12 protein-coding genes are annotated in these 15874 nt (G+C 43.3%); 7 read left to right on the top strand and 5 right to left on the bottom strand.

Going from position 1 to position 15874, the window contains the following annotated elements:
• Nucleotides 1-135: 135 nt before the first annotated feature.
• From IPZ60_RS09795 to hppD, 3 genes are all read right to left on the bottom strand, one after another.
• Nucleotides 136-474, bottom strand: coding sequence for a 4a-hydroxytetrahydrobiopterin dehydratase (locus tag IPZ60_RS09795; RefSeq protein ID WP_194197602.1), 339 nt, complete (start codon nt 472-474; stop codon nt 136-138).
• A gap of 106 nt (nt 475-580) precedes the next feature.
• Nucleotides 581-1516: a phenylalanine 4-monooxygenase gene (phhA, locus tag IPZ60_RS09790; RefSeq protein WP_194197601.1), complete on the bottom strand. Its 936-nt coding sequence runs from the start codon at nt 1514-1516 to the stop codon at nt 581-583.
• Nucleotides 1517-1672: 156 nt separating this feature from the next.
• Nucleotides 1673-2773 carry a 4-hydroxyphenylpyruvate dioxygenase gene (hppD, locus tag IPZ60_RS09785; protein WP_194197600.1) on the bottom strand — a complete coding sequence of 367 codons (1101 nt, stop codon included), beginning with the start codon at nt 2771-2773 and terminating at the stop codon, nt 1673-1675.
• A 161-nt stretch (nt 2774-2934) separates the two neighbouring features.
• Between hppD and IPZ60_RS09780 the strand changes: the two genes are divergently transcribed.
• From IPZ60_RS09780 to IPZ60_RS09760, 5 genes are all read left to right on the top strand, one after another.
• On the top strand, nt 2935-3864 hold the full coding sequence (locus IPZ60_RS09780) for a LysR family transcriptional regulator (protein WP_194197599.1): 930 nt from the start codon (nt 2935-2937) through the stop codon (nt 3862-3864).
• A 271-nt stretch (nt 3865-4135) separates the two neighbouring features.
• Nucleotides 4136-5332 (top strand): amino acid aminotransferase, encoded by a 1197-nt coding sequence (locus IPZ60_RS09775; RefSeq protein WP_110922861.1) that lies wholly within the window; start codon nt 4136-4138, stop codon nt 5330-5332.
• Nucleotides 5333-5599: 267 nt separating this feature from the next.
• Complete coding sequence (fahA, locus tag IPZ60_RS09770) at nt 5600-6901, top strand: fumarylacetoacetase (protein ID WP_194197598.1); 1302 nt, start codon at nt 5600-5602, stop codon at nt 6899-6901.
• 124 nt (nt 6902-7025) lie between these two features.
• Entirely contained in the window at nt 7026-7601 is a 576-nt protein-coding gene (locus IPZ60_RS09765) for a VOC family protein (RefSeq protein ID WP_194197597.1), read from the top strand.
• 139 nt (nt 7602-7740) lie between these two features.
• Nucleotides 7741-8793, top strand: a complete 1053-nt coding sequence (locus tag IPZ60_RS09760) for a TRAP transporter substrate-binding protein (protein ID WP_194197624.1) — start codon at nt 7741-7743, stop codon at nt 8791-8793.
• A gap of 79 nt (nt 8794-8872) precedes the next feature.
• Here IPZ60_RS09760 and IPZ60_RS09755 read toward each other — a convergent pair whose 3' ends face one another.
• The gene (locus IPZ60_RS09755; protein WP_194197596.1) at nt 8873-9721 is read right to left on the bottom strand and encodes an IclR family transcriptional regulator; all 849 of its coding nucleotides are present in this window, start codon (nt 9719-9721) and stop codon (nt 8873-8875) included.
• A 165-nt stretch (nt 9722-9886) separates the two neighbouring features.
• On the opposite strand from IPZ60_RS09755, the gene maiA reads away from it, so the two are divergent.
• Together maiA and IPZ60_RS09745 are read left to right on the top strand one after the other, a co-directional pair.
• A complete protein-coding gene (gene maiA, locus IPZ60_RS09750; protein WP_265087460.1) occupies nt 9887-10534 on the top strand; it encodes a maleylacetoacetate isomerase in 648 nt (215 codons plus the stop codon).
• Between the two features lie 210 nt (nt 10535-10744).
• The gene (locus tag IPZ60_RS09745; RefSeq protein WP_194197594.1) at nt 10745-11926 is read left to right on the top strand and encodes an acyl-CoA dehydrogenase family protein; all 1182 of its coding nucleotides are present in this window, start codon (nt 10745-10747) and stop codon (nt 11924-11926) included.
• A 283-nt stretch (nt 11927-12209) separates the two neighbouring features.
• Here IPZ60_RS09745 and IPZ60_RS09740 read toward each other — a convergent pair whose 3' ends face one another.
• Nucleotides 12210-15359 carry a YadA-like family protein gene (locus tag IPZ60_RS09740; protein ID WP_194197593.1) on the bottom strand — a complete coding sequence of 1050 codons (3150 nt, stop codon included), beginning with the start codon at nt 15357-15359 and terminating at the stop codon, nt 12210-12212.
• Between the last annotated feature and the right edge of the window lie 515 nt (nt 15360-15874).

Raw genomic sequence — 15874 nt, 5'->3', positions numbered from 1 at the left:
CCCATGATGGCGATGACGATTGCTGATATGATGAAGGCTTGCTGAGAGGTGATATGGGTGAGGATTCTTGGAGGCATCACACATCCTTATGTTGCCAGTTAAATTTAGTTTTCGAATTGACGAGTCGCTTTACGCTCAATCTAGTAAGCGATCGGTCTTAGCCGCCATGACAAAATCATTGCGATGTAGACCTTTGATACTATGCGACCACCAAGTGACGGTCACCTTGCCCCACTCTACCAACATGCCCGGATGATGCCCCTCTGCTTCAGCGATGTCTGCCAACTGATTGGCAAATGCCATTGCTGTGACGAAGTTTTTGAATTTATATTGACGTTGTAATTGCTTGATACCCTCTACTTCAATCAGCGACCAACTAGGAATCTGCTGTAACAGCTCACGCGCCTCAGCATCGTCGACTTTCGGCGCGCCGATACGGCAGGCTTCGCAACTGTCTTGTGATAATGTAGTCATTATTATGTCCTTTTATATTAATTAAGAAATGTACGTCCATGTTGACGCTTATACTTCACTACTGCATGTTATATCGTACAAAAGCTATCCTTAACGCCATAATCAATCAGGCATTTTTTATAGGATAACTTGGCTCAAACAGACCCATTGACATGGCTTTTTTGACCACTCCCATGATATCGCTATCGACGATATCAAATAGCGTATCCAAATCATCAATCACATAGTAAACCGGTTGAATATGATCGATACGATAAGGGGTGCGGAGTACGTCGAGTAAATCAAACGCACGATGCTCTGGTTGACGCTCTACTTGATGTGGGCTTTCACCTTGCTGATCAGAATGCCCTCTAAGCGCATAGAGCGTTTCAGAGGGTGAGCTTAAGATGCCACCGCCATAGATTCGACGATTTTCCACGCGACTGCCAACCAATCCAAACTCGATGGTAAACCAGTAGAGCCGTGCCAAAAACCACCTTTCTTCTTTACTGGCATTAAGACCTAGCTTGCCATACATCTCGTTAAATGTCGCAAATGCAGGGTGGGTAAACAGTGGACAATGCCCAACGATTTCATGAAAGATATCAGGCTCTTCGATATAGTCCATATCATCCAATCGACGGATAAAGGTTGCGACCGGAAAGGATTTATTTGCCAACAGTTTAAAAAACTTACCAAAGCTGATGAGCGCAGGCACAGCAGCTGTCTGCCAACCTGTAGTGGCTTGTAATACCTCGTCAATATCTCGTAGCTGAGGAATACGTGTGGTCGGTAGGTTTAATTTGTTCAAACCCTCTAGATATGCAGGACAAGCACGATTGGGTATATGCTGAGCTTGACGTGCTAGCAACGCTTGCCACATCGCATGCTCATCATCACTGTAGTGAATATGACCATTATTATCTGGCTGGTGCGAGATATACGGCTGTTTTTTGTTCGTCGCGTTAGGACGATTGGGCGCATCGTCGCTTTGCTTATTAGTCGCAACGCTATGGGTACCAATGGCTGTATTGAGAGGATCTATATGTGATAGGCGTTCCATGCCTGTATTCCTTTTATCGCAATCCGTACATTACCTTTACACTTGTGATATTTGCACTCGTGCTTTTAGGTAACGTACTTATTGAAGAGTACTTGAGGACAAGCAAAACTCCTTTTGTCTTGTCCAGTTGTTGAATTTTTTGAGTGTGGAATGGTTTTATGGTGTTTCAGTCTCTGGCTGACCAACCGTGCCGCGACGTACTTGATCGCGTTCTATCGACTCAAACAAGGCTTTAAAGTTACCTTCACCAAAGCCGTCTGCATAATCACCTTTACGTTGGATGAACTCGAAGAATACTGGGCTACCTAAGATGGTTTCAGAGAAAATCTGTAGCAGTAGACGCGGTGCACCGCCTTCCGTTGTCCCGTCTAATAAGATACCGCGCATTTGCAATTCAGCCACATTTTCACCATGGTTTGGTAAGCGCTCGCTCAACATGTCATAGTAAGCAGCGTTTGGTGCGGTCATGAGTGGAATACCAGCCGCTTTTAGCTTATCGATACTGGCAAACAAATCATCACTGGCCAGAGCAATGTGCTGAATACCCTCGCCATTGAAATGCATCAAGTATTCTTCGATTTGTCCACCGCCCTGCTTGGCTTCTTCATTTAACGGAATACGGATTTTGCCATCAGGTGCGGTCATGGCTTTACTGGTCAATCCCGTGTACTCGCCTTTGATATCAAAGTAGCGAATCTCACGGAAATTAAAGATGCGCTCATAGAAGTTGGCCCAATAGGCCATACGACCACGGTAAACGTTATGGGTTAAATGATCGATGACTTTGAAGCCATATCCGACAGGACGTCTGTCAACCTCTGCAAAAAACTCAAAATCGACGTCATAGATAGACTCACCATCTTTATAACGGTCAATCAAATAAATCAATGAGCCGCCGATGCCCTTAATTGCTGGCAATCTCAGCTCCATCACACCAGTTGGTACCTCTACTGGCTGCGCGCCCATCTCGATAGCACGCTCGTAGGCTTTTTTGGAATCTTGTACCCGAAAGCCCATGCTGCAAGCACCAGCGCCATGTTCTTCAACAAAGTAACTGGCTTGGCTTTTTGGTTCACGATTTAGGATAAGATTGATGTCACCTTGACGGTAGAGTGCCACATCTTTTGAACGGTGATTGGCCACATGTGCAAAGCCAAGCTGTTTAAATAATGCATCGACAGCGTCTGGTTTAGGCGAGGCGAATTCAACAAAATCAAACCCATTTAGTCCCATTGGGTTTTCAAATAAATCTGCCATTGTAATCATCCTTAATTTCAATTGGTGGTAAAAAGTCGGTTAGTAGTAAAAGTCCATAAAACGATTGGTAATCAATCTTTATTGTTGACGTTGTATTTATATTAGATTAGCTTTATTTATAAGACTAATTGTTTTTTATGATTTATTTATCAGGTTTACTTATGAATATCAGCATTCGCCAACTCACCGCATTTATCCAAGTCGCTGACAACGGCAGTTTCACTCGGGCCAGCGATCAGATGCATTTGACCCAATCTGCCGTTAGTGGTTTGATCAAAGAATTAGAATCTAGCCTCGGTATCGTGTTATTCGACCGTACGACCCGCCAGCTATCTCTGTCCGCAGTCGGACGGCATCTATTGCCACAAGCACGGCGCATCTTGAATGAGATGCAACTGTTTGAAAATGAAGCGAGTAGCTTGACCAACTTAGCGCAAGGTCAAGTGCGACTGGCCGTTTCCCAGTTCGCAGCTTCCTCTATGCCAGCAGTCATCGCTCAGTTTACCAAAAAGCATCCAGAGATTAGCGTGTCGTTAGTGGATTGCTCTGCAGAGAACTTACTCAGACATATCCAAGATATCGAAGTAGATTTAGGAGTCGGTACCGAGCTTGACTTTACGGAGACGGAGGATGACATCAGGGCTGATTTGTTATATCAGTTGCCATTTTGCGTGGTGATGCCAGATAGCCATGCATTGGCACAAAAAACCGAGATTACATGGCAGGATTTATTAGACATACCACTCATCACGCTGCAAGGGCCATTTATAAAGCAAGTGACCGCGGAACTGGATGAGCGTATCACCACTCATATCCAGCAAGCGCGCTATAAAGTCAATTTTATGTCCACGGCGCTTGAGATGACCCGTCAAGGATTTGGTATTACACTGTGCCTGCCCTACATGCCTGAGGTTATCGACTGGGTAAGTGCCAACGGGTTACAGATGCGGCCACTGGCACAGCCTGTTAGAATGCGTCAGTTCTTTATCTATCAGCGGGCGTCTCGTGCTTTGTCACCAGCAACCATCGCATTTAAGATGTTTTTGCAAACGTATTTTTCGAGCCACTTTAACGATTTACAGCGTATTTGAGTATTGTTGGGCGACTCAGAAAATGAGCAAGGTAAGGCGGCAGATGATAAGATAGTGCAGATGATATCTAAATGATGACTGGCTATTTGATGCTGTTTGACAAGATTTGACCATTTTTAACTCATTTAGCTGGCCATCGATTGAGTTGAGGGCATTCCTTCGTTAATTATTTTATAAATTCACCAGAATAACTGAATCTGATATTGAGTTAACGGCCAATTTGCTCTATTCTTTTTAACGCCTCAATTTATATCTCTTGTAAGGAAAAAAAATGTTTGAACGTATCGATTATTATGCGGGTGATCCAATCCTAGGATTGATGGACAAGTTTGCAGCAGACAACAACCCAGATAAAGTAAATTTAGGCGTGGGCGTCTATTATGATGAGGATGGCAAACTGCCAGTACTCGAGTGTGTAAAAATCGCTGAGCAGCGTATTGCAGACCCAGTATCTCCTCGTCCATACTTACCGATGGCTGGCTTACCAGGACACCGTAAAGGCTGTCAGGAATTGCTGTTTGGTAAGGACGCTCAAATCTTAAAAGACGATTTGGTTGCGACCATCGCGACTATCGGCGGTTCTGGTGCGTTGAAAGTAGGCGCAGAGTTCATGCATCAATGGTTTCCACAAGCCAAGTGCTACGTGAGTGATCCAACGTGGGGCAACCACATTGCTATCTTTGAAGGCTCTGATGTTGAAGTCGGTAAATATCCGTACTACGACAAAACAACCAGCAGCATCAAATTTGACGAGATGATTGCGTTTTTTGAAACATTGAACAAGAACGACGTCATCTTGTTACACCCTTGCTGCCACAACCCAACCGGTATGGACCTGACCCGTGAGCAGTGGGATACCGTGCTAAACGTCATCCAAGCTCGTGAATTGATTCCATTCATGGACATTGCTTACCAAGGTTTTGGCGAAGACATGGACAGCGATGCTTATGCTATTCGTAAAGCCGTAGATATGGGTCTACCACTGTTTGTGAGCAACTCATTCTCTAAAAACTTATCGCTATACGGCGAGCGTGTCGGCGGTCTATCTGTCGTTTGCCCAACAGCAGATGAAGCCAAACGCGTCTTCGGTCAGCTAAATGCGACTGTACGCCGCATTTACTCAAGCCCACCATCACATGGTGGCCGTGTCGTCGATATCGTGATGAACGACGAAGTGTTACATGAGCAATGGGTTGGTGAAGTTTACGCGATGCGTGACCGTATCAAATCTATGCGTACCAAGCTAAAGTCAGTATTAGAAGCTAAAATACCTGGTCGTAGCTTTGATTACTTGACCGATCAAAACGGTATGTTCAGCTTTACTGGCCTCACTCCTGAGCAAGTCGAACAGCTACAAACCAAGTTTGGTATCTACATGGTATCTAACTCACGTATGTGTGTTGCGGGCTTGAACAGCAGCAATATCGATTATGTTGCCAATGCAATGGTTGAAGTCTTAAAAGACTAATTTAATCACGCATTAAAAACGTAACCTAGTAAAGAACAGATATCAATAAAAAGGCTGAGCGATTGCTCAGCCTTTTTTTGTGTGCAGTATTTAGGGCCTGCCCTAGTCAAAACCATGTAGTCAAAACAACGGTAATAACTGTTCAAAGAAGCTTTTTACGGAAGACATTGCACAAAAAACTTGCAATCGATATATCAATAAATTACATTATACGTAAGTAGTTAATTATAACGTAATTCATAATTTATATTAGCAAGGAGCAAACCCATGTCAACGATTGACAATACTCTCACCTCATTTATCAATATCGCCGCTGATTCTGACTTTTCTATTCACAATATTCCTTATGGCATTTTTAGCGATACCGAAAACGCTGCTGATAATAACAAGCGCCGTGCAGGCGTTGCCATCGGTGAGTACGTGCTTGATTTGTCTGTACTAGAGACAGAAGGCTTGTTAAGTTTGGAAGGTGGTCCTTATTTTGATCAATCTACGCTAAATGCTTTTATTGATTCTGGTCGAGACAACTGGACTAAGGCACGTCAAACCATTCAAACGCTACTATCTAACGACAATGATACCTTACGTGACAATGCGGACTTACAGAAAAAGGCGCTGTTTAAACAAGCGGATGTCACCATGCACCTGCCTGTTCGAGTGCCAGGCTTTACAGACTTTTACTCTTCTAAAGAGCATGCCACTAACGTCGGTACGATGTTCCGTGACCCAAACAATGCCCTACTGCCTAACTGGACCGAAATGCCAGTTGGTTATAACGGACGTGCCAGCACCGTTATCGTTAGCGGGACGGATATCGTACGTCCATCCGGTCAATTAAAGCCCAACCCTGATGACCGTCCTATATTTTCTGCCTGTAAGCGTCTTGATTTTGAGTTGGAAACTGCATTTGTCGTTGGTAAAGGCAATCATATCGGTCAACCAATCGCCGTAGATGAGGCCTCTGATCATATTTTTGGCATGGTGCTGCTCAACGACTGGTCGGCACGAGATATCCAAAAATGGGAATACGTGCCTTTAGGCCCATTCAATGCCAAGACCTTTGCCTCTGAGGTTTCCCCTTGGATTGTCACGATGGATGCATTGGCACCGTTTAAAACAGCTTGTCCAGCACAAGAACCCAAGCCCCTTGCTTATTTAAATGAAAAATCGAGCGATAACAGTTTTGACATCCATCTGTCAGTTGAGCTCCTGCCTCAAGATGCAGAAATAGCGACGGTCATTTGCGAGACCAATTTTAAATATATGTATTGGTCAATGGTACAGCAGCTCACCCACCACACCATCACTGGCTGCAAAGTTGAAGTCGGCGACATGATGGGCTCAGGCACGATTTCAGGGCCAACGCCTGACTCTTATGGCTCGATGCTAGAGATTGCTTGGAACGCTACCAAACCAGTCACGCTAAAAGGCGGCGAGACGCGCAGCTTTATCGAAGATGGTGACACAGTCATCATGAAAGGCTATAGCGAAAAAGATGGCATTCGTGTTGGATTTGGTGAAGTGCGCGGCAAAGTATTACCAGCGCTTAGCTTCGATTTTGACAAATAGCAACCGTATATATAAAAGGCGTAAAAGTAGATTCAAACTGTCAGAAAATAATGACATACCGTCTATAAGCACTGGCAGTTTGTCTATTGATATTAACGATACGCCCTATCAAAAGGAGTTTGATATGAGCTTTACCATTGAAAAAATTCATCATGTGGCTTATCGCTGCAAAGATGCCAAAGAAACCGTTGAATGGTATCAAGAACACCTAAACATGGATTTCATCTTAGCATTCGCAGAAGACCATGTGCCTTCAACCAAAGCCTTTGACCCTTATATGCATGTCTTCTTGAATGCTGGTAGTGGCAATGTATTGGCTTTCTTTGAAGTACCCAATCAACCTGAGATGGGCTTTGATCCAAACACCCCAAATTGGGTGCAGCATTTGGCGTTAAAGGTCAAAGACCGTAATGAGCTACTGATTGCCAAAGAGCATTTAGAACAAGGTGGCATTGACGTCATTGGCGTGACCAATCACGGTATTTTTCACTCTATTTACTTCTTTGATCCCAATGGGCATCGTCTTGAGTTGACCTATGATGACCCAACCTCAGAAGACAAAGTATCGATGATTACAGACGCCATCAAGCAAGACATGCTAGATGAGTGGTCTCGTACCAAACGCGCGCCAGCACATACGCAGTTTTTGCACAGTGAAGAGTTGGCTGAAGCAAGAGAAATCGCGCCTGTCGGTGAGTAACTGCCCTATCATTCTGTTTGCTCTCTTTTTTCATATGACTAATTAATTATCGCTTTAAGCTTAAAAGTGATGATTAGTGACACACCCTACGTAACAAAAGATAGTACACGATATCTAACCATCATGAAAGGATTCTATGATGAAAGTAAAAGCACCCTTAGGAATACTCTTAGCTGCCTCGATTGCGATGACTGGCTGCTCCAATAACGACCAATCGGTCAGCACATCTACGGATACAGGTGAAGTGACTACACTGCGCTTCTCGCATTTTATGACTGCCACTGACAATATAAACACCGAAGCGTTAGAACCATGGGCAAAGAAAATTGAAGCGGATTCAAGAGGCCGATTAAAGGTTGAGATATACCCTTCTGCGACGCTCAGCAAACCAGGGTCTACTTATGATGCTACAGCGAAAGGCAGTGTGGATATTGGTATGCAAGCGCAAGGATATACAGCAGGACGATTCCCTTTGACTCAAATCGTAGAGTTGCCAGGCATCACAAATACTGCACAGCAGCAGAGCTGTATACTTCATAAGCTATATGATGAAGGTGTCATTAAAGATGAATACGAAGACACTCATTTGCTCGCTTTGATAGGGACTGGTCAAGGTGCGCTTCATACAGTTGATAAGCCGATTCGCACGCCAGCCGATATGAAAGGTCTACGTATTCGCCAGCCTTCTGCGGTTGCTAGCCACATTATCGAAGCAACTGGTGCTGCACCTGTCGGCATGCCTGCCAGTGATACTTATACCTCTCTTCAGCGCGGTGTCATTGATGGGCTCAGCTTTACTTGGCAACCTATTCAAGCATTTCGCCTTGACGAGTTAATCAATACGCACACCAACATCCCTTTTTATAATTCCACCTTTGTGATCAGTATGAATAAAGATACATATAACAGCTTGCCTGATGACCTCAAACAAGTAATTGATGACAATTCAGGAGCAGAGCTGGCAGCGCATATCTCTAAAGTATTTGACGTCAGCAATGCCAAAGCGATGGCCGCCGCCAAAGCAAAAGGCGATATTATGATTGACATCCCTGATCCACTCAATGACCCAGCATGGAGAGGTCCATTAATGGAAGGCTCTCAACATTACCTTGATGAGGTAAATGCGACTGGTCTAGATGCTGACAACGTATACGAAAAAGCAAAAGCGGCCAGTAACGCCTGTATGGTGTAGATGACGAACATTATTAGATGATGTTCGAAAATAAATCTTTTGATGCGATAGCCAGTTAGCTTATAGCACAAAATACTGGCTATGCTAGTTGATAACGCTGTGCTATCGCTAGTATTTTCTTAACCACGTTATGTTGCTCGCTCATCGGTAACTGCTCTGTGGTTCCAATGACCGTAATGGCATACTCTAATGGCAAGCTCTGAGTAGCTGACTCAGCAGTAACCGTAGACTGACTGGCGATATTACCTGTCAGCTGAGGTACGATAATAGGAATGGTAATGGCATTAATACCTATCACCATATCACCCGTGACAGTTGCATAGCCATGGGTACGAATTTTTGCTTGTAGTTGGGTAAAATTCCGCCACTGCTCTACTTTAATGGCTTCATCGCTTGCATGCCATTCAGCCATAACCAATGGTTGGATAATCTCTTCAGTTTGATAACTGGCAAACAGCTGACCTGTCGCCGACGTCGTCAGTGGCATACGTGAACCGATGCGAGTAATAATACTGATTGGACTGTCTGGCTCAACAGATTGAATAATGATGGGGCCTTCACTAAACCATTTGGCAATTTGCACCCCGCAGTTGAGGATATCTTTTATCTCATTGGCTGCATGAGTCAGTCGCTCCAAGATGTTATTTGAACTAACCCCGTTATGACTAAGTGCATTGACTCGAATACCTAGTCCATAGCGCCCATCGTTTAGCTGCCGAGCGTAATTTTTGCGGATGAGGCTAACCATATACCGGTGACACTTTGCTGGATGCATTTGCATGGCTTCAGCGATGTCTTTTAGCATCATAGGTTCATTGCGGTCGATAAGCACATCTAGTATCGACAGCCCAATCTCAAGTGACTGTACCCCACCTTGGTTTTTATTGGTGGTAGCAGGTTTGTCTATAAGGGTTTCAGCTGCTGGCATGGCTTGCTCGATTAATGATTTGTTAGATTAATTCAAATAAACATCATTGAAATAAAGACTTAATATCAAGATACTTATATTAATTGCATTAAATAAGAATGCTATAACGAATTATAACCGCTTATTTCACTCACAACATACCATAATAAAAGGGAATTCATAATGATGGCACTCTATGGCTACTTTCGTAGTAGCACCTCTTACCGTACTCGTATTGCGATGAACTTAAAAGGCTTGGATTATGACTACATCGCGGTCAACTTGGCGCAAGACGAGCAATTAGAAAGCGCATTTAAATTACTCAATCCACAGGGATTGGTGCCTGTCTTACAAGCCGACGATTTATTACTATATCAAAGCCCAGCTATCTTGGAATGGTTAGAGGATATTTATCCTGAAAACCCCCTATTGCCTAAAAATGCGTCTGGACGCATGCAAGTACGTGCCATTAGCGCTATGATTGGCTGTGACATCCATCCCCTTAATAACCGCCGTATCTTACAATATTTACGTAATGAGCTTTCGGTAGACGAGGAAGATGTCATTGCATGGTGCAGTCGCTGGATAACTGAAGGTTTTACCACTTTGGAAAAAATACTAGCAAAAGATAAAACTCGTGGAAAATTTTGCTACGGTGACAGCCCTACGTTTGCAGACTGCTATCTCATTCCGCAAGTCGCTTCTGCTCGACGCTTTAAAGTAGAGCTCAGCGCTTATCCCAATATTATAGAAATTGATGCGCATTGCCGCACGCTAAAAGCCTTTGCAGACGCGGAACCTATGCAGCAATCTGATGCACCAAAGTCTCAATAAGTCGCTAAAGATTACTAGCCAATATCGTTACATCCCTTCTAATCATTCATCTTTCAATACAATATGACATATATGCAAATTATTGATTATATAGTGAGCAACTGTTGGATATTTTTGATAAAATACTTTATATATCAAATATAGAATTAATTAAAATTCATTGATTATAAATAATTACACTGTTTTATCAATTATAAAAGGTTGGGGATAATGGACGATAACACTTCGCTAAACAAGACAGACCTTCTACCTTCTGACGCAGCTACTGAGATTTTTCCATTAGCTGTATCCGCTAGAGAAGACACGGAAGCCGCTAGAAAAATTGCACCGACCGTGGTCAAGCAGCTTTCAGAATTTGCATTGTTTAGAATGGGGTTGCCAAAATCACTGGGGGGATGGGAAGGCAATCCTGTAGAAACCTTGAAAGTATATGAGACCTTAGCCAGTGCTGAAGCTTCAGTGGCTTGGATCGTTTGGAATAACCATTTAGCGTGTACGTTTGGTAGGTTTTTAGACGAGTCTAGTATGAAAGAGATATACAACGACCCCTCCCACGTTTATGCCAACTCAGCCCGCCCCGAGGGCGTTGCCACAGTGGTTGATAATGGTTATATGGTATCTGGTCGCTGGACACTAGTATCCGGATGTGAATTGGCTGATTGGTTTGTGCTGCGCTGTTTGGTGGTTTCAGAAGGCTCTCCAACCACTTTGGGGCCAAGAGCAAATCTAAAACTGTTTTTTATTCCAAAGACAGAAGTAGAAGTCATTGATACGTGGAATGTTGGCGGATTAAATGGCACAGGCAGTCACGACATAGTCATCAAAGATGCCTTTGTAAAAGAAGCTTATGCTGTTGGGTTCGATAGCCCTGTCGCCATCGATAATGCTTATAGTCGCCTACCTATTGGTTGTATCAATGCAGCAGGTTGCGCTGCCATGTCTCTAGGTGTATTAAACGCGGCAATGGACGACTTGATTGATATGTGTCTTAAGAGAGTCACGCCTGGTAAGAATCCAGATCTACGCGACCGTGCAACCGTACAATCTGCCATCGCAAAGAGTAAAACCCTATTAGTATCTAAGCGCTTACAGTTACACAATAGCGTCGAGACATTGTGGAATGAATCACAGCAACAGAACATCTTTACCGATGTGCAACTTGCGGATGTCTGGGCGGCATCATGTGAGGCTGCCAGAGAAGCTCGAGCGATGGTGTCTGAAATCTATGCAGTTGCTGGCACTGCTTCACTATATAAGCAACATAAAATAGAAAGAGCCCATAGAGACATTCATGCGATTTTGCAACACGGCATTGTGCAGCCTCATTGGATGAACCAAGCAGGCATGGCCTATGTTGGATTAACACCGAACGCTGCGATGTTTAGAGTATAGTCAAACCCATACAAGTCCGCTACATTGTCATCCTCGCTAAACATACTAATATATAGTTTGCACTCGGCTTCCTTGTATCGAAATTGTTTGAACTCAACTATATGAATGTGACTTCTATAATAGATACTAGCGCTTGTACAACGTAAGGTACAAGCGCTTTTTATTGCTTAGAATTTACTGCTTAATAGTTGCGTAAAACACTTATTATTTACCCATAAAAAAGCAAGACATTCGATGTCTTGCTTTTTTATATTTGATTGACAATCATAATTGAGAGACCTCTTTAATCAAAATGGAAGCCTGCGCCAATCGCGCCGCCTGCATTGCCCTGAGTATCTGCGGTACCATTTATCTTCATGACCCAACGACCATCATTCGATAATTTGGAGAAACCAACAGCAACCGCACTTTCTCCATTATACGTACCGACACCACCACTGATCATTGACTTACCTGCAATATAAGCTTGCGGTAATGAAGACATCGCCATTGCTGCTGAAATACCAGCGTTAGCATTCTCTTCGACTTCACCAATTTTATAGCCTAAATCACTCATGTTGTTATTTAGTCTACTATCTAGCTCACTCAGTTGACTGTAGTTGACAGCATCTGTCGCTTCGACACCATCAGCGACACCTGTTATGCGCTGATTACCAGCATATAGACCTAGAGCAGTCATACTTGGGCCATCTTGCATGCTGATGCCACTACTATTGATAACCGTCGTCCCCACTGTGACACTATCAACACTGATGTTACCGTTCAAATCAAACTTGATACTACTGCCCTCTGCGGTAGTGGTTATGTTATTGCCACCTGTAAAGCTCAGGACACTACCATCTCCAACTGACTTATTGATATTAGCGCCACTGTCTGCACCAAAATTGAGCCCAGCATCAAGCTTATCCGTGTTGGTTTTAATGTTCGTGGTATTGGTCATAATATTGCTAGTATTAATAGCGATATCATTTGTATTGGTCGTGATATTACTAGTGTTCGTAGCAATATTAGTTGTATTGGTCGTGATATTACTAGTGTTCGTAGCAATATTAGTTGTATTGGTGGAGATATTGGTTGTGTTGGTAGCAATGTTCGTTGTGTTGACTTGTACATTTTCATTGATTTCAATGGTGCCTTGTCTGATAGAAGCAATCGCTCCATCTATATTGCCCTCACCTGTTCCACCGATATTACTGTTGGTGAACGTACCGCTCTCAGAATTGTAGACAGTGTCACCACCGATAATACTACTGATACCAATCCCTTGTGCATAAAGCTGGCTACCGTTTACAGCATCCTGACTTTCTGCCGAAACTTCACCATTTTGGACATTGGTGATTTTGTTATCAGCGGCATCAATACCATTTTTCGTGATGCTTGGACCACCTTCAATAGTCAGTCCATTGTCATTCATAGTGGTATCACCAGTGGTTACGCTATTCAAGTCTAGGTTGTTGTTGAGCTCAAATGAGACATCATTGCTGGTTACTTCTTTAGTAACAACGATATTGCCATTTTTACTATTGAAGTCAACTGTATCGCTAGGCCCTACATTGCTTACTGTATTACTGTTGCCTTGTGCACTGATATCCCAGCCTTGATTGGCAGTTGCTGTGACAGCATTTAGCTGACTAACATTGACAGCATCATCTAATGCGCTACCATCCGCTACATTGGTTATTCGATTACCACCATTATTAAGACCGCTGCTACTCAATCTGACGGTACTACCACCCAAGAAGCTGACACCACCATTGTTCATGATGCTATTTCCTATTTGCATACTGCCAACATCTCCGAGGTCCAATTGATTATTTAGCTTAACCTGAACACCGGTCTCAGAAACAACAGTAGTCAGATTGCTATCACCTGTGACATTGATAGTATCGCCTAATGCAAATTGCTGATCATTGTCGCTATTGCCATCACCTATTTTGATACCTTTGGCAATTTCGTTATTGATACCATTTTGCAGCCCCGTTAGCTGAGCTACATTGACAGCATCACTATTATTCGTACCTGCAGCGACGTTGACAATCTGACGGTTGCCACCCTCTGACCCAGTACCAACTGATACAGCGCCGAGTGTCACACTTTTTGTCGCAATAATGGCATTTTCATCGATTAACAAAGTCCCTATTGGCACAAATCCAGTGGCTCCGCCTGCGACATTAGCAATGGATTTTGATCCCAGTGCCACTCCATTTTGGGTAGCAGATTGAGCACCTGCACCAAGTGCTAAAGCGCCTTTTTCGGTAGCAGAAGACGCCACACCGAATGCGGATGAGGCCGTTTCAGAAGCGCTAGCATGCGTACCCATTGCCGTCGCAAGATGACCTTCTGTACGAGCTTTAACACCGATTGCTATGGAGGCCGCACCGCCAGATTCAGTATGCCCAGTATAGGGATCATTTAGATCCAATAAATCTCGACCAGCATATTCGTTAAACGCGGAATTCACTGTCCCACTATTTAAAGTGGTGTCAGTGATAGTGCCATCTAGATTGTATATCGATGCTAAGTTTAAATCGTCTCCACCAATGGCAATAGAAGATCCACCTCGTGACACGACATTTGCACCGATAGCAATAGATTGTTCACCACTTGCCAGCGTTTGTTGCCCAGATTCCGAGCTACCAATCGCAATGGTTTGACTGCCAGTTGCTTTTGCATTGCCGCCCATGGCCATGGCATTATAGCCTGTTGCCCCATCATTATTTGCGTTACCGCTAGCGGTTGAGTCCACACTGTAGTATTTAGTCCTATTGGCTGCAACGGTATTGGTTAACTGATTGAGATTGACCGCATCGTTACCATCAACCCCCCCAGCTACGCCTGACACTACTTTATTACCGGCATTGATACCAGTAGAAGAGATAACAACACCATTATTAAAGGCCGCACTGTCTAGATCCGTTAGATTTTTTGCCAATTTAATGGTTAAAGTATCTTTTCCATCAGCAACTACACCAATATTGTCACCGTTAGACAATTTCTTCTTATTAGCTTCGCCACCTTTAATCGTTAGCGTCTGACCATGGCTCCGTTTGACGGTTTTACCCGTATCACCATCAAATTTTAGGCCATTGCCATTGTAGTTATTGTTGCCATTGTTATTATGACCATAACCGTTACCATTTCCATGGCTTTCATGACCATAACCATTTCCAGAACTTTGGTGACCCATAAGATGCATAGTGTTGGAATAACTGATTTCAGCATTTGCATGCATGCCAAAACCAGCAGCCAGTAGCCCAAGACCTATCGCGCTCAAGCGTATTGTACGAATAGAAGACAGGTTAGATGTTGTATTGACGCTAGCATTAGCGCTCACACTAGGTTTGGAAGACTTAGCACGCCCTTTCGCATACTCACCGACTGCGGTAAAGCAACTTAAGGCTTCATTCCAGATGACTTTATAAATGCGGTTCATGACATGTACTCCCTTACAGAATGGTTAGAATTAAAAACCAAAGACAAGATCCATCTTGTAGAGAGTTGTTATGACGAAATAAAATGATTTATGAGCTTATAGCAATGAGGCCTTTATTGGTTATAATTTATGTTGGTCGTTGAAAAGCAAGATATTTTATTTCTTAAAATCTCTATCACTCTCTATATATATTAGTATTACCGAATATATACAGAGAGACAATGCCGTTTGTCTTGACTTTAATACCGACTGTCTTATATATGTCAAAAAATGAATATAAAGGATGGTATGAGGCCATACGAAATACAATTGTCTACTTTTTTATCTGAAAAATATGCTCTTATCGATACATCAAAGATATATGATAAGAGCGTATTCACTATGCTAGTGTTAGTCGTTTCAAGCTGTTTTGGAAACTAAATGTAAGGAATACGAGTGCGAGTATTACAGGAATAGCAGCCCAAGTAAGCAGCCTCACACTGTACCAAAGTTATATAGGGCTAACTATAATGACT

Origin of the sequence: Psychrobacter sp. NG25, from assembly GCF_015234355.1 — a bacterium.
Taxonomy (GTDB): domain Bacteria; phylum Pseudomonadota; class Gammaproteobacteria; order Pseudomonadales; family Moraxellaceae; genus Psychrobacter.
Note: the sequence above shows the minus strand (reverse complement) of the source record. Positions and strands in the feature narration are given on the sequence as shown.

What these genes read in the sequence shown, in the direction of transcription:
- IPZ60_RS09765 (WP_194197597.1), top strand. Translation starts at nt 7,026, where the DNA reads ATGAGCTTTACCATTGAAAAAATTCATCATGTGGCTTATCGCTGCAAA.
- IPZ60_RS09775 (WP_110922861.1), top strand. Translation starts at nt 4,136, where the DNA reads ATGTTTGAACGTATCGATTATTATGCGGGTGATCCAATCCTAGGATTG.
- IPZ60_RS09795 (WP_194197602.1), bottom strand. Translation starts at nt 474, where the DNA reads ATGACTACATTATCACAAGACAGTTGCGAAGCCTGCCGTATCGGCGCG.
- maiA (WP_265087460.1), top strand. Translation starts at nt 9,887, where the DNA reads ATGGCACTCTATGGCTACTTTCGTAGTAGCACCTCTTACCGTACTCGT.
- IPZ60_RS09740 (WP_194197593.1), bottom strand. Translation starts at nt 15,359, where the DNA reads ATGAACCGCATTTATAAAGTCATCTGGAATGAAGCCTTAAGTTGCTTT.
- hppD (WP_194197600.1), bottom strand. Translation starts at nt 2,773, where the DNA reads ATGGCAGATTTATTTGAAAACCCAATGGGACTAAATGGGTTTGATTTT.
- phhA (WP_194197601.1), bottom strand. Translation starts at nt 1,516, where the DNA reads ATGGAACGCCTATCACATATAGATCCTCTCAATACAGCCATTGGTACC.
- IPZ60_RS09755 (WP_194197596.1), bottom strand. Translation starts at nt 9,721, where the DNA reads ATGCCAGCAGCTGAAACCCTTATAGACAAACCTGCTACCACCAATAAA.
- IPZ60_RS09745 (WP_194197594.1), top strand. Translation starts at nt 10,745, where the DNA reads ATGGACGATAACACTTCGCTAAACAAGACAGACCTTCTACCTTCTGAC.
- fahA (WP_194197598.1), top strand. Translation starts at nt 5,600, where the DNA reads ATGTCAACGATTGACAATACTCTCACCTCATTTATCAATATCGCCGCT.
- IPZ60_RS09780 (WP_194197599.1), top strand. Translation starts at nt 2,935, where the DNA reads ATGAATATCAGCATTCGCCAACTCACCGCATTTATCCAAGTCGCTGAC.
- IPZ60_RS09760 (WP_194197624.1), top strand. Translation starts at nt 7,741, where the DNA reads ATGAAAGTAAAAGCACCCTTAGGAATACTCTTAGCTGCCTCGATTGCG.